The 24,090-nt window shown below is 49.7% G+C and carries 12 protein-coding genes; 4 read left to right on the top strand and 8 right to left on the bottom strand.

Features of this window, described 5'->3' with window-relative positions; all coding sequences use genetic code 11:
- Nucleotides 1-585: 585 nt before the first annotated feature.
- From N836_RS54225 to folB, 3 genes are all read right to left on the bottom strand, one after another.
- Nucleotides 586-1,530, bottom strand: coding sequence for a Sll0314/Alr1548 family TPR repeat-containing protein (locus tag N836_RS54225; protein ID WP_023073225.1), 945 nt, complete (start codon nucleotides 1,528-1,530; stop codon nucleotides 586-588).
- A 156-nt stretch (nucleotides 1,531-1,686) separates the two neighbouring features.
- The gene (locus N836_RS54220) at nucleotides 1,687-3,279 is read right to left on the bottom strand and encodes a glycosyltransferase family 39 protein (protein ID WP_031292897.1); all 1,593 of its coding nucleotides are present in this window, start codon (nucleotides 3,277-3,279) and stop codon (nucleotides 1,687-1,689) included.
- Between the two features lie 51 nt (nucleotides 3,280-3,330).
- Nucleotides 3,331-3,696 carry a dihydroneopterin aldolase gene (gene folB, locus N836_RS54215; protein ID WP_023073223.1) on the bottom strand — a complete coding sequence of 122 codons (366 nt, stop codon included), beginning with the start codon at nucleotides 3,694-3,696 and terminating at the stop codon, nucleotides 3,331-3,333.
- A gap of 143 nt (nucleotides 3,697-3,839) precedes the next feature.
- On the opposite strand from folB, the gene N836_RS54210 reads away from it, so the two are divergent.
- From N836_RS54210 to N836_RS54200, 3 genes are all read left to right on the top strand, one after another.
- Nucleotides 3,840-4,910 (top strand): HAF repeat-containing protein, encoded by a 1,071-nt coding sequence (locus N836_RS54210; protein ID WP_023073222.1) that lies wholly within the window; start codon nucleotides 3,840-3,842, stop codon nucleotides 4,908-4,910.
- A 380-nt stretch (nucleotides 4,911-5,290) separates the two neighbouring features.
- Entirely contained in the window at nucleotides 5,291-6,406 is a 1,116-nt protein-coding gene (locus N836_RS54205; RefSeq protein WP_023073221.1) for a ParM/StbA family protein, read from the top strand.
- A complete protein-coding gene (locus N836_RS54200) occupies nucleotides 6,399-6,917 on the top strand; it encodes a hypothetical protein (RefSeq protein WP_023073220.1) in 519 nt (172 codons plus the stop codon). The genes N836_RS54205 and N836_RS54200 overlap by 8 nt, the downstream gene beginning before the upstream one ends.
- A gap of 81 nt (nucleotides 6,918-6,998) precedes the next feature.
- Here the strand turns inward: N836_RS54200 and N836_RS54195 are convergent, their stop codons facing one another.
- The 4 genes from N836_RS54195 to N836_RS54180 form a co-directional block, all read right to left on the bottom strand.
- On the bottom strand, nucleotides 6,999-9,566 hold the full coding sequence (locus tag N836_RS54195) for a CHASE2 domain-containing protein (RefSeq protein ID WP_023073219.1): 2,568 nt from the start codon (nucleotides 9,564-9,566) through the stop codon (nucleotides 6,999-7,001).
- Between the two features lie 98 nt (nucleotides 9,567-9,664).
- Nucleotides 9,665-10,423, bottom strand: a complete 759-nt coding sequence (locus N836_RS54190) for a DUF928 domain-containing protein (protein WP_023073218.1) — start codon at nucleotides 10,421-10,423, stop codon at nucleotides 9,665-9,667.
- A gap of 104 nt (nucleotides 10,424-10,527) precedes the next feature.
- The gene (locus N836_RS54185; protein WP_200867422.1) at nucleotides 10,528-13,053 is read right to left on the bottom strand and encodes a CHAT domain-containing protein; all 2,526 of its coding nucleotides are present in this window, start codon (nucleotides 13,051-13,053) and stop codon (nucleotides 10,528-10,530) included.
- Nucleotides 13,054-13,144: 91 nt separating this feature from the next.
- Nucleotides 13,145-15,793 carry a beta strand repeat-containing protein gene (locus N836_RS54180; RefSeq protein WP_161634975.1) on the bottom strand — a complete coding sequence of 883 codons (2,649 nt, stop codon included), beginning with the start codon at nucleotides 15,791-15,793 and terminating at the stop codon, nucleotides 13,145-13,147.
- 246 nt (nucleotides 15,794-16,039) lie between these two features.
- Here N836_RS54180 and N836_RS0138255 point away from each other — a divergent pair, with 246 nt between their 5' ends.
- Nucleotides 16,040-19,840: a hybrid sensor histidine kinase/response regulator gene (locus N836_RS0138255; protein WP_023073215.1), complete on the top strand. Its 3,801-nt coding sequence runs from the start codon at nucleotides 16,040-16,042 to the stop codon at nucleotides 19,838-19,840.
- Here the strand turns inward: N836_RS0138255 and N836_RS54175 are convergent.
- Complete coding sequence (locus N836_RS54175; RefSeq protein WP_023073214.1) at nucleotides 19,829-24,088, bottom strand: two-partner secretion domain-containing protein; 4,260 nt, start codon at nucleotides 24,086-24,088, stop codon at nucleotides 19,829-19,831. The genes N836_RS0138255 and N836_RS54175 overlap by 12 nt on opposite strands.
- Between the last annotated feature and the right edge of the window lie 2 nt (nucleotides 24,089-24,090).

Below are 24,090 nucleotides of genomic sequence, written 5' to 3'. Positions count from 1 at the left end.
CCGTTACCCTGGGTAGGTCAGATGTAGCCGAACCAGTCAATGCCTGAGGGCGACTGAGTAACTTTCCTGATTTGAATTGCGATCTGGCGGTCGTCGAAAACTAACCCAAACCCAAAGAATATCTCTACTGTGACAATTTCTGTCTATATAGACACGGTTTTTGCATTGATTATTTACTTTATGAAATAAATTTAAATAAATGCAGTTGGCTTTTTATCTGGCGACAGTTAAGAACTTATTAAGTTAACTACCAACGACGAAATTTGACCGCTATTGTAGTAGTCAAGATACCTCCTAACTGCGTCTTCAGCCTCGTTGCAGCCTTCACTGGCTAGTTTATCAGCGGGGCTGCTACTTTTTTAAACCCCATTTAGCGTCAGGATAAATCAGTTCTCTTCATAGGCATTAATCATCATCAGGTTGCAGTTTACATTTCGAAATCCTGCTTGAGATTAATCAATGGTAATTATGAGCTGAATACAATATTTAAAGATGCAATATCGGCAAAATACAATCCAGGCGCTAGACTTTAATTACTACCAGCGCCTGGATGTTTTCTAACTACAGAGTATTTTTCACTGTAGATTATTTTTCTAGGTCATCAACAAAGTCTCTAGCTTCGATCCCACAGGTCTCGTGAGATCCTCCCAGGGTGCGACATTTTTCCTTGTAGATTTTGCGAGCCAGATTGGGTGGCAGCTGGGCTGCATACTCCAATGCTTTTTCAAACATAGCGACACTATCATCAGTCTCTTGTTGTCGTCGGTGAAGCTGTGCCTTGAGATAAAACAGTTCTGGATTTTCAGGCGCTGTTTCTAAGGCTTGCTCTACCGCCGTCATGGCATCATCCATCTGTCCCAAATCGCGATAGCCCAGGGCAATGCCTCGATAGGCTATATATTCAGGGTTGCCGTACTGTGATAGGCGTTCAATGGCTTTCTCTGGATCAGAAAAGGGTAAGTTAACCGCCAGCATTAAATCCATAAACCCTTTGACCAAATTGAGTTCTGGGTCAGTACTGTCAATCTTTTCGGCTTCGCCAATATGGCCAAAAACCTGTTGTAGCATAGCCAATGCTGCTGGTGTACTGCGGGCAACTCCCTGGGTGCGCATCATGTGAGCACCTTCCATAAAAATGCCAACTGCTGAGTAGATATGTCCCCGTAGCGGGTCGGTTTCAAGTAAAGTCTCCGCTGTAGACCGGGTTAAGGCAACTTCTGCGTCCAGGGCATCCCAGTCTTCATCCAGATAGGCCATGGAGGCTGCCATACTGTGGACTAAGGGGTCGTCAGCTTCAGAGGCTTTGGCGAGTTCCAGAGCTGCACGCGCACTCACATAGTCGCCTGCGCGAAAGAAGGATTCAAATGCAGTTTCGGCATGGGGACCAATATTATGCTCGCTGTTGGAGCGAAATGGATCACCTGCCCATACAGGGGTAGCAACTACGGTTAATGCCGCTGCTGTTAATAGTCCAAAGAACTTTACGTAGCTTTTTGGACGTAGGAAAGAGTATAAAGCTCGAAACGTCATGGTGCCTATTCCTATGAATTTGGCGCTTTACTGGGCGCTTTACTGGACGCTTTACTGGGCGCGTTCAAGCAATGAGTATAGCGAGTGGTGGTGGTAATCATAGGTAATCTATGAAACTCTTTAAGCTGTCATACCGCTCGTGGGGGATTACTGATGCTAACTGTCTGGCCCCATGGCACTGCATTGATATTGCTGTTGACGGGTGCCTTCGGTATTAATCCGTTCCCCGGTCGGAAAACAAACCTGTTGTGATAGCTGCACGACTGGGGGAAAGGGGACTTTGCGCTGAGGTTCCACTAGCCAAAGTGTTAGATCTTGGGTGGGGATATCACCGCTGAGCACTGGCTGCCATGATTTGACACCAGCGGGGTCTGTAAAGGCTACCTGGGTATTGGGGTTATCCGGCGGCATGGCCAAGACATAGCTGAGGGCACGGGCGCGATAGCCATCGCGTTGAGGCGCTATCAGCACAATTGTTGGTTGGGAGGCTGCCCCCAGTCGACGGCCAATCTGACCAGGCAGGTATGGTTTGAGGAGGGCAATGTCGTAGCTGATTAATAGCTGACTGAGGATACCGGCAGCGATCGCAGTTATTATCACCCAGCGTTTGCGACGGGCTAATGCCTGGGCCATCACCAAGGTTATGGCTGGATACAGCATAAAAAAGTAGCGCGGGGCCAGGGTGAGATCCTTAGCCAGACCATAGGTAATCGCCATCATGATGCCGAAGACAATCAGCCCATAGCTAACTATGGGGGCCGTCAAATCTAGCTGGGTCTCTTGCTGCCAGCCCCGGATCAGCTGATTGAGCACAATGCCAAATACGCTCAGCATGATCAGGGCCGATACAATGGTGACTGCCAGGGGCACCTGCTCCACAGGCAGCAAAATTAACATAAACACACCAGCCACTAAGGATTGGAGCCAGGGCAATAGCAATGACTGCCACAGCGGGGCGGATTGGCTCAGCCAGTTAGTGCCACCTTCACTGTAAAAATGGGTCCAGGCCGTAGGCAGCCACGGTAGGTAAAGTAGAGCCGTACACCCCATGGCTAGCAGCCAGGGGAATGCCTGATTACGACGGTCGCGTCGCCAGATGATGCGACTGATGGTGACCAACCATTGGGCGATGATGCTAAAGCCGTAAAAGTAATGGATATAGACACCCAGGGCGTTTAAGCCGATCCAGCTCAGCCAGCGCCAGAGGGCACGCTCGCCTTGAAGAAGGGCACTCCAGTTAATCAGGGCCAAGAGTGCGATCGCAATTGCCAAGCTATAGTGTCTTGATTCCTGGGATAGATAAATACCATAGGGAGACACTGCCATCAGCAGCGCCGCCAATGCCCCGACCCGTGGGTTGCTAAGACGCTGCCCCAGGTAAAACATACCGGCGACGGCGACCACTCCCCACAGCACCGCCAATGCCCGCAGGCTCCAAACCGAGGTGCCCACCTGATGCAGCCAGCCGTTCATCATGATAAAAAATAGCGGCGGGTGATTACTGGATGTAGTGACGGTCTGAGCCGCCTGCCAGATAGAGCCTGGATTCCCCAGTAGCGCCCAGTAGTCCCCCACAGGTAATAAGCGACCGACAGGAATCTCATCTAGGCTTTTGCCAAGACTGTTAAATGCGGTGTACAGTTCATCCACCCATAGGGGTTTGGCCGCTAGACGCCACAGCCGCAGCATTGCTGCCAGTAGCAAAATTAGCGGCAATTGTGGTGGGATACTTAGCCTTAGCTTTGGCAAGGGGGGACTCTCACTAATACTGCCTTCAGCATAGTAACGGATTGGTTAGAGTCAGGAACGGCCTCTTACTATTGTTACTGCCACTCGGCCATCAAAGTTTGGGACCGGAGCAGTCAGTTTGGTGACTGTCACCTGAACTTTGTCCAGTCGGGGCTCGTTATCCAAGGCCTGAGTTGCGATCGCATCTGCTAGCCGTTCAATCAGCTTAAATTTTTTCGTCTGGATGATGCCCTGGGTTTGCTGAATAATATCGGCATAATTATGAGTATCCGCCAGACTGTCCGACTGACCTGCCACCGATAAATCCATCCACAGTGTCAGATCTACTTCAAACCACTGACCCAATATGTTCTCTTCAGGTAATGCCCCAATATAGCCATAGGCACGAATGCCTGAAACATTGATACAGTCGGTCATCTATAGTGTGAATTTAATCAAAACACAAACAGGCCATCATCCTAACATCTGCTCTCAAACATCAAGATTGGCGGCTGTCAGGTCCCCTCTCTACCAAGAGTCCGTTAAAAGAAGTCACTAAAATGCACACAAGACAATTTCTCATGGCGTTCGCCACTTTGAGTTTCTCCACACTCACCCTTGGCCACCCAACCGCAGATGCTGCTTCATTCCAGGGGTTAGGCTTTTTACCTGGATTGAATGAGCGCAGCAGGGCCGTAGACATATCAGCTGATGGCACCGTTGTTGTGGGCATCAGTCAAAAAGACGCCACAGCGTCTTTTTTGTGGACAGCGGCTAGGGGGATGACCCAAATTCCAGTAGATAGGTTTGCCGCCACTGCTATCTCCGACAATGGCCAGGTTGTTGTGGGCAACGGTGGTGTTAACAGAGGAATTCTACGATGGACTGCGGCCGGAGGGGCGACAGCAGTAGCTGCTGGCCCTACGGGGATTGCTGAGGGTATTTCTGCTGATGGCACCGTTGTTGTTGGGTTTGTTAGCAATCGAGCGGGCAATGACGCTGCCTTTCGCTGGACAGCCGCCGAGGGCTTGGTCGCACTGGGTACAAGTAGTTCTCGCTGGAATGGAGCTGTTGGTATATCAGACAGTGGCCAGGTTGTTGTCGGCTACTCCACCGATGATGCCACCGGTGCATTGGCCCCCTTTCGTTGGACTCAGTCCACTGGAGTGACCAGACTCGGGATTGGCGGTAGGACCTCTGGCGTTTTTGGAGCGGCGGCGGCAATTTCGGCCAATGGTCGATTTATTGTTGGTATGGCAGGTAGCCCGAATACTGATGCCAATGGCGAAGCCTTTCTCTGGAGCGATCAACAGGGTATTGGCTTGGGTGACTTGCAAAATGGCACTGGAATTAGCATTGCGTACGATCTGTCAGACGATGCTTCTGTTGTCGTGGGAGCCAGTACTAGTAATGCGGGTCAACCTTTTACTTCCTTCGCACTTTTTGGAGATCAAAGCCAAGAAGCCTTTATTTGGACATCCCAGCGAGGTATCCGTTCTCTAAAAGCCGTACTGACCAACGACTATGGATTAAATCTCACCGGCTGGACCTTGGCCGAAGCCAGAAGTATTTCCGCCGATGGGTCAACTATCGTCGGGACCGGCTTTAATCCCCAAGGCCAACAAGAAGCCTGGATCGCAAATCTGGATTAGAGAAAAAGTGGGTAACGTCTTGTATGCCAGTTACACCTAACCCTCACCAGGTGTATTCAATAGTGGCGATTTGCGTTCTAAGGACGATAGAGCAGAAAATCACTTCCCAAAAATACCTTTAACAGGTACCATAATGCCTTTTAGTATTTCAACATTAGACTGAGCGCTATATGTAGCGGTGAGTCTAGAGAGTTAGTCTAGATTCCTGATTAATGTCGTCATGCGGTTTAGCTGAATGCATACCGATACGTTTGTGGGTTAGGGCAATCTAGCAATAAAACGTATTCTCTGCGATATATTGTCAACGCCTGTTGGACTAGAATAGATTCACCAGAAAATCGTACTAATGTACTAATTGGCAGCTGTCTGCCCATATCCCCATGGCCAAATATCAGTGTTTTATCGACTTAGGTAGCTCCGGCACCAAGGCTGTTCTCAATGATGGTGAGCGGTTCTATTCCTATCAGTGTCCACCGCTGGTGGCGGATATGCCGCCCTCGGAGCTAACTATTATTGAAGCTCAGGGTGAACAAATCGGTTCTGGCTTGGAGTCAGTCAGCTATTTGCAGCTGGACCCGGAGACGCCAGCCTATGCTCTGGGGATTGATGCCCAGGGGCGTCCTAACAAAGCTACGAGCAGCCTACCCAAAAGTGCTTTGGCACACATTCGAGCCTTGGGGGTGATGGGTGAATTTGCCCATCAGCATGATCTAGAGAGGCTGACACTGGATGTGGGGATTGCGCTGCCGTTTAATGAGTATCTGACTGACTATAGGGCGCTGACGGGTGAGATCTTGGGACACAAGATGTTTACCTATCGCGGTCGGGATGTTTTTCTAGACTTTGGCCATGTGAAGGTGCTGCCCGAGGCGGCAGGGCTGGTGCAGTGGCGTAAAGTGCAGCGATCGCAACAAAAAGAACGTTCAACTAGGACATTTGTTGTGCTCATGTTTGGCCATCGAGACCTGAGCTTTTTGCTATTTAACGGCGGGCGACCGCCCCAGGGTGAACCCAGCAGTACCGAGCACCTGGGCTATCAGCAGTTGCTGAAGGCTGTGGCTCAAGACTTACCCTGCAATTCAGATGATCCGTTTCTCTATGACGCCTTGATCAACAACTCAGCGCGGGTTGTATTTCCTAACCGTCCCCGCAAAGGCTATCCCCTGGCTGAGCGTCGCGAAAAGGCCACCGTTTACTATTGGGAGCTGGTGAAATATCGCCTGAATGAGTGGCTGGCTTCGGTTAGTGTACCTAACTATGAGGTACTGATCAGCGGAGGGACCGCGACCCAGCTGCGAGATTATTTGGAAGAGTACTTTGAAGAGCGGTCAACATTTTGTACGGTCAATTGGTTAGAAGACTTACAAGACGAAGTAGCGGCCAATCTAGAGCTAGAATCGGACATTGATCAGCTGCGCTTTTGTGACTGCTATGGTGGTGCCAAGTGGCTGGCCCTAAAATTCCAAAAACTTGCTGCTGGGAGGAGTCGTGGTTAAGAAGAAAGATTCGTCTAAAAAAGATACTCCTAGTACTAGAAAACGGGTTTCATTTAGCATTAGCTCCGATCCTGACACGATTGAAGGGCGGATAATCGATTATCTGCGTGACAACAAACTGGTGAATATGCGCGAGTCGGTGATTCGAGCTTTGAAAGCCTACTATCTGCCATGGGCCTATGAGGATACTGTCTCTAAAGAAGAAGCTCAGGTGCTGGCTCGTAATGCCATTGATGAACTAGAGTTTAGAATTTTTCAAATCCGACGACATTTTTTGGCAGGCGAACCCTATGGTCCTAAACTGAGTGAATCCCTGGGCGGTAGCAGTGCGACCAACGGTCATGGCGCTACCGGCACCAATGGCCATGGGGGCAACGGTCACTCTTCCCTTTCTCAAAGCATGATGTTTGAGAAAATTATCCCTCCCAAGCCGGTGGATACAAATCCCACCTCGCTGTCTGACATGCTTGAGGATGAGGATATTGACCCAGATGTTTTAGATGACTTTTGAATCAGTCACAAGCTTTGCCATTACTTGAAAGTTAGGCGTTAGGTCCCTAACAGCTATCCCCTGGAATTTGAGTAACGCCCACTAGAAAAAATGGTGACTTTGTATTGAAGGCTCCCGCTCCGCTAAAAGTCGCTGAATAGTGATGACTAGTTGGCCTAAGTTCACCGGTTTGCTCAGGTAGTCATTTGCACCTGCCGCCAAACATCGCTCTCGATCCCCTTTCATGGCTAATGCTGTAACCGCAATGATGGGGATATTGGTCAATGTCGGCTCACGTCGAATGCGTTGCATGGCTTCTAGGCCATCCATTCCCGGCATTTGTATATCCATCAAGACCAAATCAGGCTCAGTGGTTAATATGGCCGAGATTGCCTGACGACCATTGTTAGCAACACAGACAGAATAGCCTTTGGCGGTGAGATAACTTTTGAGAACAGTAATATTATCGGGATCATCTTCAACCAATAGGATAGTTTCCCGTGGCTCACTAGCCAGAGAATTAAGGTTGCCCTGGGCAGAATCTTGTCGGCTCCTCCCACTAGATGCAGGTGGGCTCACTGCTTTACAGGGAATTTCGACGGTAAAGGTGCTGCCGACATCCACTTTACTCGTGACGGTGACGGTACCGCCATGGAGATCGGTAAGCCGTTTAACCAAAGCCAGCCCCAGGCCCGTACCTGTGTATTGGCGGTTGAGGGCACTATCAATTTGGACAAATGGTTTAAATAATCGATCGATATAGCCTGGCTTAATACCAATGCCAGTATCGCTGACAATAAATCTCAAGGTATCGCGGGGGGGAGTCTCTGATATATCTGTCTGATCTAAAAGAGAGGATTGCTGTTGATAAACAACTTCTAGGGTGACGCGTCCTCCAGCCGGTGTAAACTTAACTGCATTGCTCAAGAGATTGATCAGTACTTCACGCATTCGCCGTTCATCCATAACAAAGGCTGGCAGCGTATGGGATAGCTTAGAGTCGAGCTGTATGCCCTTTTGGTGTGCCTGTTGTTTGACGACGGTTAGACAAAAATGACACAGAGGGACAACAGCTGTTGGCGCATAATCTAGCTCTAACATTCCTGACTCAACCCGAGCTAAGTCTAGAATGTCGTTGATCAGCTCTAGCAGATGGTGAGCACTGCGTTCAGTTGCCCGTAATGCTTTTGTCTGTTTGGGGTTGAGCTCACCTAAAATTTGTTCTTCCAGGGCTTGGGTCATCCCCAGAATAGTGTTGAGCGGGGTGCGCAGCTCATGACTCATGTTTGCTAAAAAGTCATTTTTAGCACGATTCGCTCGATCAGCCGCTTCTTTCGCAGCCAGAAGATCAACGGTGCGTTCTTTGACTTTGTATTCTAGGGTTTGAGAATAGTCGGCTAACTGTTGGTGAGCTTGTTCTAGTTTGTGGTAAGAGTCCTTTAGATTCTTCCAGAATAAGTGGGTGGTGCTGATAACAGCAGTTCCTGTTAGGGCTAAGAGGGGCGGGACAACAGGAATCCACCATCCGGCTAAAAAAGCTACATAGGCTCCGATGACCAGGCTACTGAGAAGGAGTATAAGAGTTCCTACCAACCACACAAGACCGACAGTAATGCGTCGTCGATTAAGGCACAGGATACCCAACAGGGTGCCACCGCTGGACCACAGAAAAATCCACAGGCATTCAAGGGGGTCAGGCCATGTTTGAATTAAAGCTCGTCCATCTAATGTGGCGCTGATAATCTGACTGGTCAGGTGGGCATGGACTTCAACCCCGGAGATGGAGATCGCTTCACCATAGCTATAGGGATTGTAAAAGTGGTTTTGCAGACTGGGGGCTGTTACACCGATCAAAACAATCCGATCTTGTAATAAATCGGGAGGCACCTGGCCGGATAAAAACTCCCCCATAGAGATCATTTCAAAAGGGCAGTTTGGGGTAGTATCGGTACAGCTGCCCGCTCTAAAGTTGATTAAGAGTTGATAGCCAGCGGCATCTGCTCCTACATAGCCGCCATCATTGGTTTCAAAGCGTTGAAAGACGGCTTTACCTAGCTGGTAGCTTTCGGAAGGTTCATTGAGCCCTTTAAGTGAGATCCCTTCGGCGGCTAAATAGGTGAGTGCCAGCCTTGCCCCCAAACTCACTTTGATTTGATTATCCGGTGTACGAGTTGAAAGGAGTCCTCGACGGACCTTGCCATCCGCATCTAATACAAAATCAGCAATGCCGACCTGCTCTTTTTGCTCCAGACTAGGTGGCGGTGCTACAGGAATGCCTAAAACTTTCTCCACACCGATCAGCTGTGGTGTTGATGCCATCACCCGTACCAGGTCTTGATGACCGGGATCTAGGGGAACATCTCGGTAAAGGTCTAGACCAATGGCTCTAGGGCTCTGAGCGGCTACCTGATCGATTAGTTCGGCTAGCTGGGCATCGGTGAGGGGCCATTGAGTGTCTCCGGTAATGTCTTGCTCATTAATGCCAATAATTACAATGCGCGAATCGCTTTCCTCCACGGGGCGTAATCGGAACCAGCTATCAAGGGCCGCCCATTCTAGTAACTGAAAGGCTCCCAGGAATTTTAGACCCAAAATCAGACCGGTAATGCTGCAGGCAGATAAGATAGAAAGCCGCCATTTCCAAATTCTCTGTCCCTGCTTAGACCACATAAATTGAGTATGCCGTAAGTTTGAACGTTGCTCCTGGCGGTAGAGATAGGCCCACGTCTGCGGTAGTGCGGATGGATCGTATCACCCTGGAATACACATTAGTCGACAGGATTTAGCAGTGGTGCAGTTCCCACCCTGTCAAGCCCGACGGACTGGAGTAGTTCTTCCCAGGCTGCGATCGCATCTAAATTATCCGGTTCTGTGGCACGCAAATCAGCCAATAATGCTAAGGCATCAAACCAAATGCCATTTCTGGCGTACCAGGCCCCCAGCTCAAACGATGCCTCCTGGGATGGCTGAGATTCAGCAACAGTATCGGGGGTAATCCGTTGAATCCAGCCCTCGATGACCGGGTCATTGGGGTCAAGGGTTTGACCGTAGATCATCCCTAGGGAAAACTTGTAATGTTGATCAGGTTCTAGAACTGGTGCGGTCTCAGGAATCGCAAAACTAACAATCCCAGCTGTTTCAGGTAGATCAACCAGGGTGTGATAAAGGTAATCATTATTCTCACCCTCTAGGGTGAGGAAAGCTTGTTGCGCTGAGGTCTGAGGTAAATAGGCCAGAAATATGGGATGAGCTGCCGTGGTTATTCCCTGATTGCTAGGTGGAATCAGTAACGTCAGGGCTAAGCCAGATGCTGAGTTATTACAGAGCTGATCGCGTCTGCCGCTGGCTCGATTGGTACGAGGCTGACCATCATCCTCTGGGGGGATAAATTCAAAACTTTGGGGGTCCAGGGCTAACAGCTGTGAGGGGGCAGTCTGATAGGAGAAAGCCTCAACTGTGCCACCCAGCAGGCTAAGGAACCCAATGGCAGTAACAACGGTTCCTAGCTTTAGAGGGATAGATAGCATGATGAATGCATCGATTTTGACAACTAACTACGCTTTTTGACACCTGTTTAGTATATTGCTGAGGAATTAAATTCCTTTACAGTCACTATTGCTGTTTTTAGCCATTAAAGCCAATTTCCTACCATGACAAAGGCCGCCCAAAAAAATGGGTGATCGTAGTCTTCTTGCTGTAATACAGCCAGTTGAGCCTGTTGTAGTGCGGCGGCTTTGGGGGTGCCTGGCTGCTTGAGTGCGTTATAGAACTTAACCATCAGCTCAGCCGTTGATCGATCATCCACAGACCACAGGCTAGCCAGGGTACTGCGAGCACCGGAGCGGAGGGCCAAGCCCGCCAGCCCTAACCCGGCGCGATTGTCTCCCGTCGCCGTCTGGCAGGCGCTGAGCACCAATAGTTCGATGGGATTGGTGGCACTGAGCTGTCTGGTTTGCAGGGCCTTACTCAAGTCTGGGGTTTTAATCTTCTGATCCCAGGCCAGAAGAAAGGTGTCATTCTGATTAGAACTAAACTGGCCATGGGTGATTAGGTGTACTACAGAGGAATTAGACTGTTGCAGCTGTGTTTGTAAATTTTTTTGAGTAAATTCTTGGTTAAGAAATAGCTGAGATGCCACTTGAGCGCTAATCTTTTCTATTTCAAGGGCAGCGGCAGGTAAAGCAGAAAAGCCTTGACGTGCTTCCGTTAGCCCCCCCAGCAAGAGTTTAAATCCCTCGGGGTCTAAGGTTGGGGTTTCCAGTAGCTGTAAACCAGAATTAATGGCAATGCTATATTGCTCAATCAGATAGTGGTGACCATCGTGGAGAGCTGCGATGGGTAAGCTACGTAGCAGCCCATCTGGAACCAAGACAAGGGTTTGGATCTCGTGGTCGGTAAAGTAAGCTTCGGCTGGTCTGATCAGCCAGTCATAAAGCTGCTGTGAAACTTGTAGCCGCAGCTGATTGGGAAAGGCCAGGCTCAGGGACTGCCGCATCTGGCTGAGACTGCTTTCGACTTCAGCCTGGGGTAGAACGGTTTCATAGTAATGCAAGGGCTGGTCTTGTAAGGCGAGTATAACGGCAAGTCGGTCGGGTAGGACGATGGGGTATAGGACAGCGGCGGCCCGATCGATTTGGTCAATGGGCTGGGATTCTACATCGAGACAGGCGGATTGGAAGTAGTTGTCTAACTCGGCTAGCTGCAGGGCTTCAATGATGTCGCGGGCCTTTTTGAGATGATTCTGGCTGATCTCGGTTTGGCCGGACGATGGCGTTAGTAACAATGTGACAAACTCGCGATAGACAGGCTCTACTTGCTCGCGAAAGGAGAATTGGATCTGGGCGTTAGCGACTAAATCAGTGCGCAAAAGTTCTAGCTGACTAATGGCTTCTGTATAAGCTGCGATCGCACTCCTACGCTTGTCTGTCTTAGTGCAGGCAATATCCCCCTGACACAAAATCCGTCCCAGCTGCCACTGCCACTGATAGGCAATTTCTGAGGCATGAAGTCCTCGGATTATGGCCAGGGCTTTTTCGGTTAGTAATTGGGCATCGGCCCATTGACCCGCTTGTTCATAAATCTGGCCTAATTGGCCCAGGGCATAGGATTCTGCCCGGACATCGTTGAGTTCCTGGGCCTGCTGGATGGCGGTGGACAGCACCTGGACCATCTCAGAGCCGCCAGATGGGGCTTGCTCGGCTAGCTTGAGCAAACTTTGGGCCAGGTTAACGCGGGCATAAATGGCTGAGCGGCTAGCGGGTAAATCCGGCAGCTGGGCTCGAATCTGGGGCACAAGTGTCTGGGCAGCAGTGATTTGGTTAGTTTCCAGGAGCAGACTGAGCTGGCTGAGTTGGGCTTGGGTTTTTGCGATCGCAGTTGTGGCCACAGCCGCTGCCTGCCCATAGGTATCCAATGCCTTATCGTTTTCCGCTAATCCCTGCCAGGTATGCCCTAGCCCCAATAACACTGCACTCGTATCTGCCCCTAACTGCTGGGTCATCGCCAGGCTTTGTTGCAACGTATTGAGCGAGTCCGAAAATGCGCCTACTCGTTGTAACGTTACACCCAGGTTTTGCAACGCTTTTGCTTTGAGCTGTGAGCTGGGTTGAGACTGGAGCTGCTGATTCATCTCTTCCAGTCGAGTGCGGGCCTGTCGATATAGCCCTAAGCTTTGTAAGGCCTGGGCTTGATTAAGTTGACTGCCCAACTGACCCTGGGCATCATCATTGTCAGCGTAAATGGCCTCAGCCTGTTGCCAACTAGTCAGTGCTGCTTCCGGATTACCCATGGTCAGTTGCAGACTGCCCTGGGTGTTCCAGGCTTGGGCCAGAATGATGGCCGCGTTTGTGGTGATTTGAGCGTCGGTATTAGCCTGTTGTAGCAGCTCTAAGCTTTGGGCAATAGCCGTTTCTGCCGCCTGCCATTGCCCCAGCTCCTTATAGGCTGAGGCCAGGTAGCTCAGACTCAAGGCCTGGTTTGTTAGGTTTCCTTGGGCCTGGTAAGTTTGCGCTGCTTGTTGCCAGAGGCCAAGGGCTTCAGCAAACCGGCCTGATTGGTAATAATGTCTCCCTTGTTCAATCAGGCTGATTTTATCAGTCGTAGATGAGCTGAGCTGGGCTGGGTTTTGAGAATTTGCATGCAGGGTGGCCGCGCTCATGGGGAGCATGGTTGGGGCTATGGCCAACCAGAGACCCAAGCCGAACCAACAGAGGGTTCGATAGATTGACCAGGTGTTTGATTGTCTCAATCTATTCATTCTCCTGTCCCCATACATTGTCTCTAGAACCACAGCGAATCAAAGGATTCGCTGCCATAGGTGGCTTCAACCTCTCAGTTGTTGAGGCCACAAACTGAACCCGACCGTTCACATCGATCACCATTGCTGTTGCCTCTCTAAAAGAAGTACGAGCAATATCTCTGGGTGCAGTTGCTGTCCTTGCTTCCGTTTCCAAGGGACGCCAATCTTCCCAGACTGCCAAGCTGTTGAGGGTGTCTGGCGCGTCTGGCAAACCACCACGTCCGCTGAGCGTTAATGAGTTATCCGCTGCAACCAAACAGCCTGTAGAAATTTGGTTACTTGAATCAGTCAGCTCGCTAGGTAGCTCAACCAGCCCCTGATTGGGTTCAAGATCGGGGGTATCGATTTGGACAATGCCATCTAACCCAAACTGAGAACTGGCGGTAATGTCACTCTCAGATGTGCGAAAATTGCGAAATTGGAGACCCAATAAGGCCTGGGTGGTAATTGCAATATTGCCGCCATCTCCTTGTACAGCATTGGCAACAATGTCGCTGTTGTTTAACCCTAAGATCACTGGGGCCTCAATGACAATGTTGCCGCCAGTAGCTCTATTGGTGGCATTAGTGGAAATGAGTCCCCCCCTCTTCAGGAACAGGAGGCTGTCAGCCATGAGGAGAATGTTGCCCTGATTACCAGCAGCCACTTCTGCTTGCAATGTTCCGCCATCGGTTAGTAGAATCTGGTCTGCCCTAATGGACAGGTCGCTGGCATCTCCCCCCTCAAGGTTGCTGACACTAATCAGCCCTTGATTAGTGACTCGCAATGTCTCGACCGTAATGTCGATTTTGCCAGCTGCAAAGTCTGTTTCACTGAAGGCAGTAATCCGACTGGTCAACTGTCCATCGTCAGAAATGCCACCCCCTCCGGTAGCTCCAGCTCCATTCACCTCAATCTCACCCGCTTGGAGCATGATATTTCCAGCCGTTCCAGCCGTTCTAGTCAAGGAGGAGATTCGTGCTGCCCCCGTAAGCTGTAGACGATTATTGACTTGTATATCAATGTTTCCAGCATTACCGTCTTCTAATGAAGTAGTGTATATGCCAGCCAAAAACGGAGCGTCTTTCTCTGTACTCGTTATTGTGATCTCGTTTGCGTCAATGGAAATGTTCCCACCATTCCCCTGGCCTATTGTCCCAGAAAAAATTTGTGAACTCTCTGTCAGTCGCAACGTATCGACTTGTAAGACAGTGTTCCCGGCATTACCCTCTGCGAGGGTAGCATTAGAGATCAATGAGCTTTGCATGTAGAGATTATCAGCATCAATGCTCAATGCTCCTCCCTGTCCTGTCCCGCTTGAGAAAACCTGCGCCAATAGTCCCGTGTTATAGTTTCCTTGGAAAACATTGTTACCAATTAACGTGATGTCATTGGCCTTTATCGTTAAGTTTCCGCCATTCCCAGCACCAGAAATAGCATTGGAAACAAAACCATCGACTACCTGCAACCGTCCTGTTTGAATCGATAAATTACCAACATTACCAGTACTGACCGCTTCCCCTTGATTAAAAAAAGCACTGGGAAAGTCTTCGGTCTGAATGCCAATAATGTCAACTGATTCAGAAGCTCGAACACGAATCTCCCCACCTGAGTCTGCACCCAGGACGTTGCTGATAATGGCTGAAGTCTCTAAGACAGAAATATTTCTGCCTTGGAAGTGCAAATTACCACTACCCTCGCCACTCACTTCGACTGAAGCAGCTTGGGTGAATCTGAGATCGCCAAAGTTATCTATGGCCGCATAGTCTAGAGTAAATCCATCGGATGTGGGCATGAGAGAAACTGAGCCCGATTGGGCCACACTTCCTAATTCAATACGACCTTGATTCGCTGTGAGATGACCACCCTCAATCAAGATGTCCCCTCCAATGAAGGCTAAGGTTTGTCCAGAAGGAACCTGTAATCCCACTGGGCGATTGTCACGAATCGGTGAAGATGTATTTAAGTCCAATGTCAGGTTATGTCCGGTACCTTCTACCGTAATTGGGCTGGGATTAGCGGCAAATTGCAACCTCATGGGAGTCGATATCGTGAGTAAAGAGGCCGAAGTCACATCGGTGGTACTAAATTCAACATTATCGCTAAAGAGAATACTCTCAGCCGTGGTGGCCAAAAAAGAACCACCGATATCCAGCGAAGCATTCTCGCCAAAGAGGATGCCATTGGGATTGAGTAAAAAGAGGTTAGCTGTACCATTGGCCTGAATTAGCCCATCGATATCAGATGTGTTGATACCTGTAACCCGGCTGACGATATGTTTAATATCGATGGCATTGTTGAAAATGGCTGAACCGTTGGTGGGAATAGAAAATGTGTCAAAACTATGGAAGAGATTATTGCCAGCGCGATCGCCAGCGTCAATCACAAAATTTTGGTTGTCAGATGAAGCAACATTGGTGGAGAAGGTACCATCGGCAATGACTTGGGCGTGGGTTGGGGGTGCGAACTGACAAGTCAAGGCTGGCGCGATCGCACAGAGAGTAAAAATAGGTAGATAAAGGCTTCTAGATGGCTGCTGTAACTGGGGACGCATTCTTGCTAAAACGATGACAAGATGTTGCATCTGCTGAAGCAGCGTTTGGCAAGATACAGTCTTCATGAGCATCCAGATATCATCAGCGTGTGTTGTTTTTGTCCTATACATAGAAGATATCTTTATTTTCTTAGGACGGGTACCTGCCGCTACGCAAGAACCTTGTATTTTCTCTTTAAAGATTTAATTTTTTCAGGAATTCGAGGTTTTGAAATTAAAGCAGTAAAGTTATGATTAGAAAAGTTTATTAGAGAAAGGCCTAGAAAAAGTTAGTGTCGGCAAGCACTATCCCGATGCTGTTCCACACCCGTTATGTTAAAAAGGATTGCCGTTTTAATCACCACCCTTGGGTTTGTTTTGAATGCGGTATCTCCTTCCTTTGCTCACAGACCTGATGACGTCAAGTTTAATCACTTAACCCAAGAAGACGGCCTGGCGGGCAATCGAGTGCGGGCAATTGTGCAAGATAACCAGGGCTTTATGTGGTTTGGCCACTGGGATGGGTTGACCCGCTACGACGGCGGTACCACGGTGATCTATAAAAATGACGTGGACGACCCTAACAGTTTGAGTCACAACCTTGTAAGTACGCTCACCATCGATCAGCAGGGCTTTCTCTGGGTCGGCACTCTCGGAGGCGGTCTTAATCGCTTTGATCACACTCGCCAAACATTTACTCATCATCGTCATGCCCCTGACAATGCCAACAGTTTAAGTAGCGATGATATTGTTAGTGTCTACCAAGATCGGGCTGGGACTATGTGGGTTGGCACCTGGGGTGGTGGGCTCAACCGCTTTAATCCAGATACAGGTCACGTCACCCGCTACCAGCATGACCCCAATGACCCTACCAGCCTCAGTGGCGACAAAGTCGTCGGCATTTATGAAGATAGGGAGGGTCAGTTTTGGGTAAGCACGTTTCATTCGGGACTTAACCGCCTTGATCCAGCCACGGGGCAGTTTACCCGTTACCCAGTCGATCCTAAAACGGAGCAAAGCTTGAACGCCGACTGGGGCAATAACCAGAACTTTTATGAAGATGCCTCGGGTTTGCTCTGGTTCACTGCCAAATCGGGACTGTATACCCTAGATCCAGAAACAGAACGCTTCACCCGCCAGCCTTATGCGGCTCCTACTGTCCTCGATCCTGAACTCAGAGGCATCCTAGTCGATCAGACAGGAACGATGTGGGTAAATGGTAGACACGGTTTTGCCAGGCGTGAGCCCAATCAGGAGCAATGGACCCATTTGGTAAACAATCCGCTGGATGCATCCACCATCAGTGCTAGCGACAAGATCACGACGTATCAAGATCGTTCCGGCATCATCTGGGTCGGGAGTTGGTGTTGCGGGGTGAATATATTTAATCCATCTCCTGCCAAGTTCACCCACTATAAGCACAATCCCATTAATCCGAAGTTACTGAACCACCCTTCTATTCAGGCTATTCATGAAACCAGCGACGGCTTACTGTGGTTGGGTACTGAGAGCGGTCTGGAAAAAGTGGACCGCCAGTCAGGACAATTTACCCATTACTTGCATGAACCGACTAACCCTCACAGCCTGGGGGCTGGTACAGAATTTCTCGCCATTGATGAAGATGCGGCAGGTAATCTCTGGGTGGGTGGGGCTGGCCACACAGGATTGAATCGTTTGGACCGAACCACGGGGTGGTTTACTACCTACCGGCACGATCCAGAGGATGTCAACAGCTTAAGCGATCCAGATGATAGTGTCCTATCCATTCAGGTTGACGGCGACGGCAGCATTTGGGTGGGAACCCGAGCGGGTGGTCTCAATCATTTTGATCCGATTACAGAAACGTTTCGCGCTTACCGCCACGACCCCGATGATGCCAACAGTCTGAGTGATAATAATGTTCGAGTTATTCACATTAGCCCGTCCGGTATTCTATGGCTCGGCAGCTGGCACAAAGGCTTGACTCGATTTGACCCCCAGACCGAACAGTTCACTCGGTATCAGCACAATCCAAACGACCTTCAGAACAGCCTGGCAAGCAATACTATATATTCGATTCACGAAGATGCCACCGGCACATTATGGATTGGGACATCCGCCGGGTTAAGTCGATTAGAGCCAACCACGGGCACATTTACCAATTATCGAGAGAAAGACGGTTTACCCAGTGGGAATATTCGCGGCATCCTGGAGGATGACCAAGGCTATCTGTGGGTGAGCACGAATCGAGGGCTCTCCAAATTTGACCCCAGGGGGCTCACGTTTAGAAATTATGGTATCCATGACGGCTTACAAGGTCAAGAATTTGCTGCCAGTGCTCATCACAAAAGCCCAGCGGGAGAGATGTTTTTTGGCGGCACTGCTGGTTTTAATACGTTTTACCCAAATCAATTAATCGAGGATAGTTTTGCACCGCCGGTCGTGTTCACCGACTTTCAACTATTCAACCAGTCGATCTCTCTTGGTCAGCAGGGGTCCCCATTAACCCAGGACATCAGTGTTACCAATCAAATTACCCTGAGCCATAATCAGTCAGTCTTTAGCATTGCCTTTGCGGCGTTGAGCTACTGGTTTCCTGAACACAATCAATATGCCTATAAGATGGAGGGCTTTGATCAAGATTGGACCTGGGTCGACAGTCGTCGTCGCTTTGCTACCTACACTAACCTCAATCCGGGTACCTATACCTTCCGGGTCAAAGCCAGTAACAGCGATGGCTATTGGAATGAAAACGGTAGAGCCCTACAAATTACGATTACACCACCCTGGTGGCAGACCATTTGGTTTCGCAGTCTGTTAGTGGTGTCAGGATTAGGATTAATCACAGGAATTTATCGCTGGCGAGTTCAAGCAATCGAAAGTTATAATCGCCAACTCGCAGCTCAAGTGACAAAACGAACCTATGAGTTGAAAATTGCCAAAGAACAGGCCGAAGCCGGGGCTTATGAGCTGAAAGTTGCCAAAGAACAAGCTGAAGCTGCCAACGAGGCCAAGAGTACTTTCTTGGCCAATATGAGCCACGAGCTACGTACACCACTGAATGCGATTCTGGGGATGACGGAGGTGCTACAAGAGAAGGTTGTCGGTCAGATTAATGGGCAACAACTGCAAGCGTTACAGACTATTGAACGGAGTGGATCGCATCTGCTGGAACTGATCAACGACATTCTCAACTTAGCCAAGGTTGAGTCAGGGCTAATCGAGCTAGAATATGCTCCGGTTGCGGTGACATACCTCTGTAAGTCTAGTTTGGCCTTTATCGAAGAACAGTCCCTGAAAAAAAGTATCCAGCTTCACCAGAAAGTCCCCTCAAACTTACCGGATATAGTGGTTGATGAACGGCGGATTCGTCAGGTTTTGATTAATCTGTTGAACAACGCTGTGAAATTTACCCTAGCAGGGGGACACATCACCCTCGAAGTGGAGCCATTACCATCAGACGAGAACCGCAACCAAAAATATCTACGCTTTACCGTGACCGATACAGGTATTGGCATTACTCCAGACAATCTGAAAAAACTGTTTCAACCCTTTGTCCAGATTGAAAGTAACCTCAATCGACAATATGAAGGCACTGGACTGGGTCTAGCTCTGGTAAAACGGATTGTTGAACTCCATGGAGGACAAGTCGCTGTCACTAGTGAAGTTGGTGTAGGTAGCTGTTTTGCTATTGAGCTGCCCTATATCATCTCTGAGCTTAGTGATCCCAGCTCTCAAATTGTGCCAGAGTCCAGTCCAGCAACTCCTGAAAGCGGACAATCCACCGCAGTTCCCCTCATCCTATTGGCAGAAGACAATGAGGCTAATATCCTCACCTTCTCCAGTTATCTGCGTGCTAAAGGCTATCGTCTGCAAGTGGCAAAAAGTGGTCAAGCTACCATTACGTTAGCGCAGGCTGAACTACCCAATATTATTCTCATGGACATCCATATGCCTGACATGAATGGTTTAACGGCCATCCAACACATCCGTCAATTACCTGCTCTGGCTGAAATCCCTATCATTGCACTGACAGCACTTGCCATGACAGAAGATCGAAAGCGTTGTTTAGAGGCTGGGGCTAACCTGTATCTCAGTAAACCGGTTAAACTCAAACAGTTAGTTCTATCAATCCAAAAATTGTTAACCCAATGAGAGACAGTGGGTATTGGTCGGACCTATGTTCGTATCTGGTCGGGTCGCGACAAACTGGACCTGGCCATTGGTGTTCCTAACCATTTCTGTTGCCTCTCTAAGGGCAGTGGGGAGAGTCGGCATCAATACAGTCGGTATAGCTGACCTCATCTCACTTTCAGTTTCTAACGGACGCCAATCTTCCCAGATTGCAGGGTTATCTAGGATATTTGGATTTTCTGGCAAGCCGCTCCGTCCAGTGATTACAAGTGAGTTGTCGACTGCCACCAAACATCCTGTAGAGATTTGGCGGCTTGGATCCGTCAGGTCGCTGGGTAACTCGACAGTGCCCTGGCTGGCGTCCAGGTCTGGGGTTTGGATTTGGACAATACCATCCACCCCAAACTGAGAACTGGCGGTAATGTCACTCAACGGTGTTAGCTCAGGCCGGAACTGCAGTCCGACAATGCCGTCAGCCGTAATCTGAATATTGCCGCCGTCCCCCTCAAAGGCATTGGCCGTAATGTCACTGTTTTCGTTTGGCAGGGCCACAATCAAGCCATCTGCTAACGTAATTGAGATGTCACCGCCATCGCCACCAGCCTCAGCGATTCCGGCGGTTGTGGAAATCTCGCTGCCATTGCGCAACAGTAGCAAATCTCCAAGCATCAGGGTTACATTGCCACCATCGCTGCTGAGGGTGGTGGCATTAATTTGGCTGGCATCGTCGAGGGTGAGCCGTTGGGCGGTGACGCTGATATTCCCCCCTTCGCCCTGACCTGCAGAGTTGACCGCCAGTTGGGCACCATTGCGCAGCGTGGCCTCAAGGTTTGGAACCGTAGCGTTCACCTCAATGTTGCCCCCCTGGCCTGTTGAGTCCAGTTCAGTGCTGGACGTCAGGGTACTGCCATCAAGGATTAGGATATCCGATAGATTTAGTCTGATATCCCCGGCCCGGCCCGGCCCCGTTGTAGATGTGGATAGGCTGGTATCTACCAGGGTGAGACTTTCAGCGTTGATCTCAATGTTACCAGCTAGTCCTGTATTACTGGCATTGCTGTTGATTTGGCTGTTGAGGATCGTCACCTGATCGGGGCTGATGAGCGTGACGTTACCTGACGGTTGAGTGCTGTTGGCACTGGCTGCAATAGAAACATTATTGAGGGTTAGGTCGCCAAGACTTGCGATTACCGTTTGGCCGGAGGTGAAGTTGGTCTCATTATCCAGAGTAATCTCTTGCAAGTCACCAATGGGTGAAACAAATGAGTCCTGCAGCGCAACGATGAGGGCGACATCACTCACCGTTAATTGCTCTCCCAATCCATTAATATCCACATTGCCAGAGGGACCAGTATTCGCAAAGGTGAGAATATTCAGGCCAGAGATAGCCTGATGGGCTTCTAGGGTGACGGCCCCACCTGCCCCCGTGGCTTCAGGTTGTTCTCCAATGGAGACAACAATTAGACTGTTGTCATTGCCGACCACCGCTCCCCCACGGCTGGATAAGGCAATTCCCCCTCCCCGTCCAGCCGTGCCGGACGTTGCATTTGATAATGTTAGCAAATCCTCATTGACTTGGATATTGCCTGAGCGGGTGGAGATCGTAATGCCTCCCCCACCTGCTGCATTGCCCGTATCTCCTAAGGAATTAGAGTTTGCCGTTGCGCTTGTGGACGAAGCCGAACTCAAGCTAGCGTTGATGGTAATATCGTTAACATTCGAGGAAACAACAATATCGCCGCCATTACCACTGTCGCCAGAGAAAAAAGCAATACCGCCGCTGAATGAATCAGTGGCTGGCTGTGAGCTCGAGGACGATTTCGAACTCAGGCCAGCATTGACGATGATCTCGCCAGAATTCGAGGAAACCGTAATATCGCCGCCGTTACCACTGTCGCCAGCGGTAAGAGTAATATTGCTGCCGTTACCACTATCGTCAGAGGATTCAAGTCTTGACGTTACTACTGAGGACGATTCCGACCGCAAGTTGGTGTTAATGGTGATATCGCCGGAGTTCGAGGCAACAGCAATATCGCCGCCGTTACCACTATTGCCAGAGGAAATAGTCACAGATTCAGATATCTGAACCTCAGTATTTAATCCGCCCGAAGACCTTGCTATCGAAGAGATAAAGGCAGATTCAGGAAACAGGCGAAAAAATTCTGTGTCTGGGGGATTCAGAGTGATAGTTCCTGAATCTGACGTGATCGAAATATTGCCCCCATCTCCACTGCTGCCAGAGGTGTGGGACACTGACGAATTTCCACCTGAGCCGGCGCTTGATTGCAAAACACTGTTAATGGTGATGTTGCCGGAGGTAGATGAAAAAATAATATTACCGCCATTACCACTGTTACCACTGGAGCTAGCAGCCGTGGGTGCAAACGCCTCGGAAGAAGAGCCTGCAACCACAAAAGCCCCGTCAGTCACGATGTCGCCTGTGGTGGATGAAACAGTTATATTGCCGCCATCACCACTGTCGCCAGCAATAGAGCCAAGTGCTTGTGATTTTGAAGTCGTATCCAGGATGCGCCCACCCTGGTTATTGACCAGTCGGATATCGCCTGACCCTGAGGAGAGGAAAATATTACCCGCATCTCTACTATTGCCCGCAGGGGAAGAACCTGGAAATGATCCAAACGATCCCGATAAAGTGGTCAGAAGGCCATCAATCGTGATGTCGCCAATATTAGATACAAGGGTAATATCTCCTCCGGTACTACTGTCCCCAGCCGGTAAAGAACTGTCATCATTCTGGAACGCATACGATTGAGTATTTAGGTCGCCCACAATGTCGATTTTGCCAGCATCAGCCGTAATCCTGATGGGTCCACCCCTGCCACTATCATTCCGCGCCGATAGGGAGAAAGAACCCACGGTGATAGGACCATTTGCGAAACCGTTGAACGGGAAAGTCGATTGTCGGTTCCCCTGTAGGGAAATATTGCCTGAACCCGAGGAAATCGTAATGGCTCCGCCAGTGCCACTATCCTCTCCGTCTGCGAACGAGAATGAGCCCAGCGTGATAGGTATGTCCAGCGGCCCCAGGAAAAAGCCGTTTGCGGTAATATCCCCTGCCGCCTCAAGAATAATGGGGCCACCATCGCCCCCGGTCACATCCGAAGTGTTGATGCTGCTGACCGTAATACTGCCGGGGGGCTGTCCAGGGTCAGCATTTACCCCTGCTCGCAAAATGGCGGCCCGGCTGCTAGCTAATAAATTAACATCGGAGCCCGAGCCATCGGCACTCAGTGTGGTATCTGGGCCAGTAATCACAATATCGCCAGCATCGATACTGCCCTTAGCCTCTAACTTGAGGGCCACACCAGTGTAGTCCCCTAAGACTACATTCCCATCCGCCAAAATGATTGGGTCATAGAAGCTAACAACAGTGGCAGGTGTGCCTGCTAGCATCAGAAACTGGAAATTGCCTCCACTTTCAAAATGGGTGTCGGCGGAAATGTTTCCGTCACTGATCAGCGTCAAGTTACCGCCACTGGCAAATGGTACCGGCTCTAGACGGTTCAGGGCCAAAATATCGATGCCCTGTCCTCCCTGCACAGTCAGATCATTGCCTGAGTATACAAGCGTATCCTTCATGGTGACAGTGTCTTGGGCCTGTAGAGTGAGATCATTACCGGCAATAATCTCACCTTCCAGATAGAGGTTCTGGCCTAGTAGCGTCAGATCCTGACCGGCTTCCAGCTGCCCCCGACTTTCGATATCCCCCTGGGGCTGAGTGTTTAACTGCAGTCCCAGCGGCACGCTAATGCTCAGCAGCGATGGTTCAGGCGCTATAGCGCTAAATTCAGCACCATCGGCAAAGACCAGGCTATTTGCTGTACTGGCTGTAAACGACCCGGCAATATCTAGTTGCGCATTCGGTCCTAAAATAATGCCATTAGGATTTAGCAAAAAGAGATTAGTTGTACCAATGGTCTGTAGTAAACCGTCGATATTAGAGAGGCTGAGTCCAGTGACTCGGCTGAAGATGTTTTCAATATCGGTGGGGTTATTAAAAACAGCAGAGCCGTTGGTAGGAATAGAGAACGTATCAAAGCTGTGGAAAAGATTATTGCCGGTGCGATCGCCATTTTCAATGACAAAGTTTTGGTTGTCGGATGATGTGACAGTCGTAGACAGGGTACCATCGGGAATGATTTGGGCGTGGGCTGGGGGTATGAACTGACAAGTCAGCGCTGGCGCGATCGCACCCAAACTAACCATTAAACCTGCCATGCTAACCAAATAGGAGTGCTTATTGTGCATAG

This window comes from Leptolyngbya sp. Heron Island J, assembly GCF_000482245.1.
Taxonomy (GTDB): domain Bacteria; phylum Cyanobacteriota; class Cyanobacteriia; order Phormidesmidales; family Phormidesmidaceae; genus Leptothoe.
The sequence above is the reverse complement of the archived record's forward strand: the minus strand, read 5'-3'. Positions and strand labels throughout refer to the sequence as shown.

What these genes read in the sequence shown, in the direction of transcription:
- N836_RS54225 (WP_023073225.1), bottom strand. Translation starts at nt 1,530, where the DNA reads ATGACGTTTCGAGCTTTATACTCTTTCCTACGTCCAAAAAGCTACGTA.
- folB (WP_023073223.1), bottom strand. Translation starts at nt 3,696, where the DNA reads ATGACCGACTGTATCAATGTTTCAGGCATTCGTGCCTATGGCTATATT.
- N836_RS54210 (WP_023073222.1), top strand. Translation starts at nt 3,840, where the DNA reads ATGGCGTTCGCCACTTTGAGTTTCTCCACACTCACCCTTGGCCACCCA.
- N836_RS54205 (WP_023073221.1), top strand. Translation starts at nt 5,291, where the DNA reads ATGGCCAAATATCAGTGTTTTATCGACTTAGGTAGCTCCGGCACCAAG.
- N836_RS54195 (WP_023073219.1), bottom strand. Translation starts at nt 9,566, where the DNA reads ATGTGGTCTAAGCAGGGACAGAGAATTTGGAAATGGCGGCTTTCTATC.
- N836_RS54190 (WP_023073218.1), bottom strand. Translation starts at nt 10,423, where the DNA reads ATGCTATCTATCCCTCTAAAGCTAGGAACCGTTGTTACTGCCATTGGG.
- N836_RS54185 (WP_200867422.1), bottom strand. Translation starts at nt 13,053, where the DNA reads ATGAGCGCGGCCACCCTGCATGCAAATTCTCAAAACCCAGCCCAGCTC.
- N836_RS54180 (WP_161634975.1), bottom strand. Translation starts at nt 15,793, where the DNA reads ATGAAGACTGTATCTTGCCAAACGCTGCTTCAGCAGATGCAACATCTT.
- N836_RS0138255 (WP_023073215.1), top strand. Translation starts at nt 16,040, where the DNA reads ATGTTAAAAAGGATTGCCGTTTTAATCACCACCCTTGGGTTTGTTTTG.
- N836_RS54175 (WP_023073214.1), bottom strand. Translation starts at nt 24,088, where the DNA reads ATGCACAATAAGCACTCCTATTTGGTTAGCATGGCAGGTTTAATGGTT.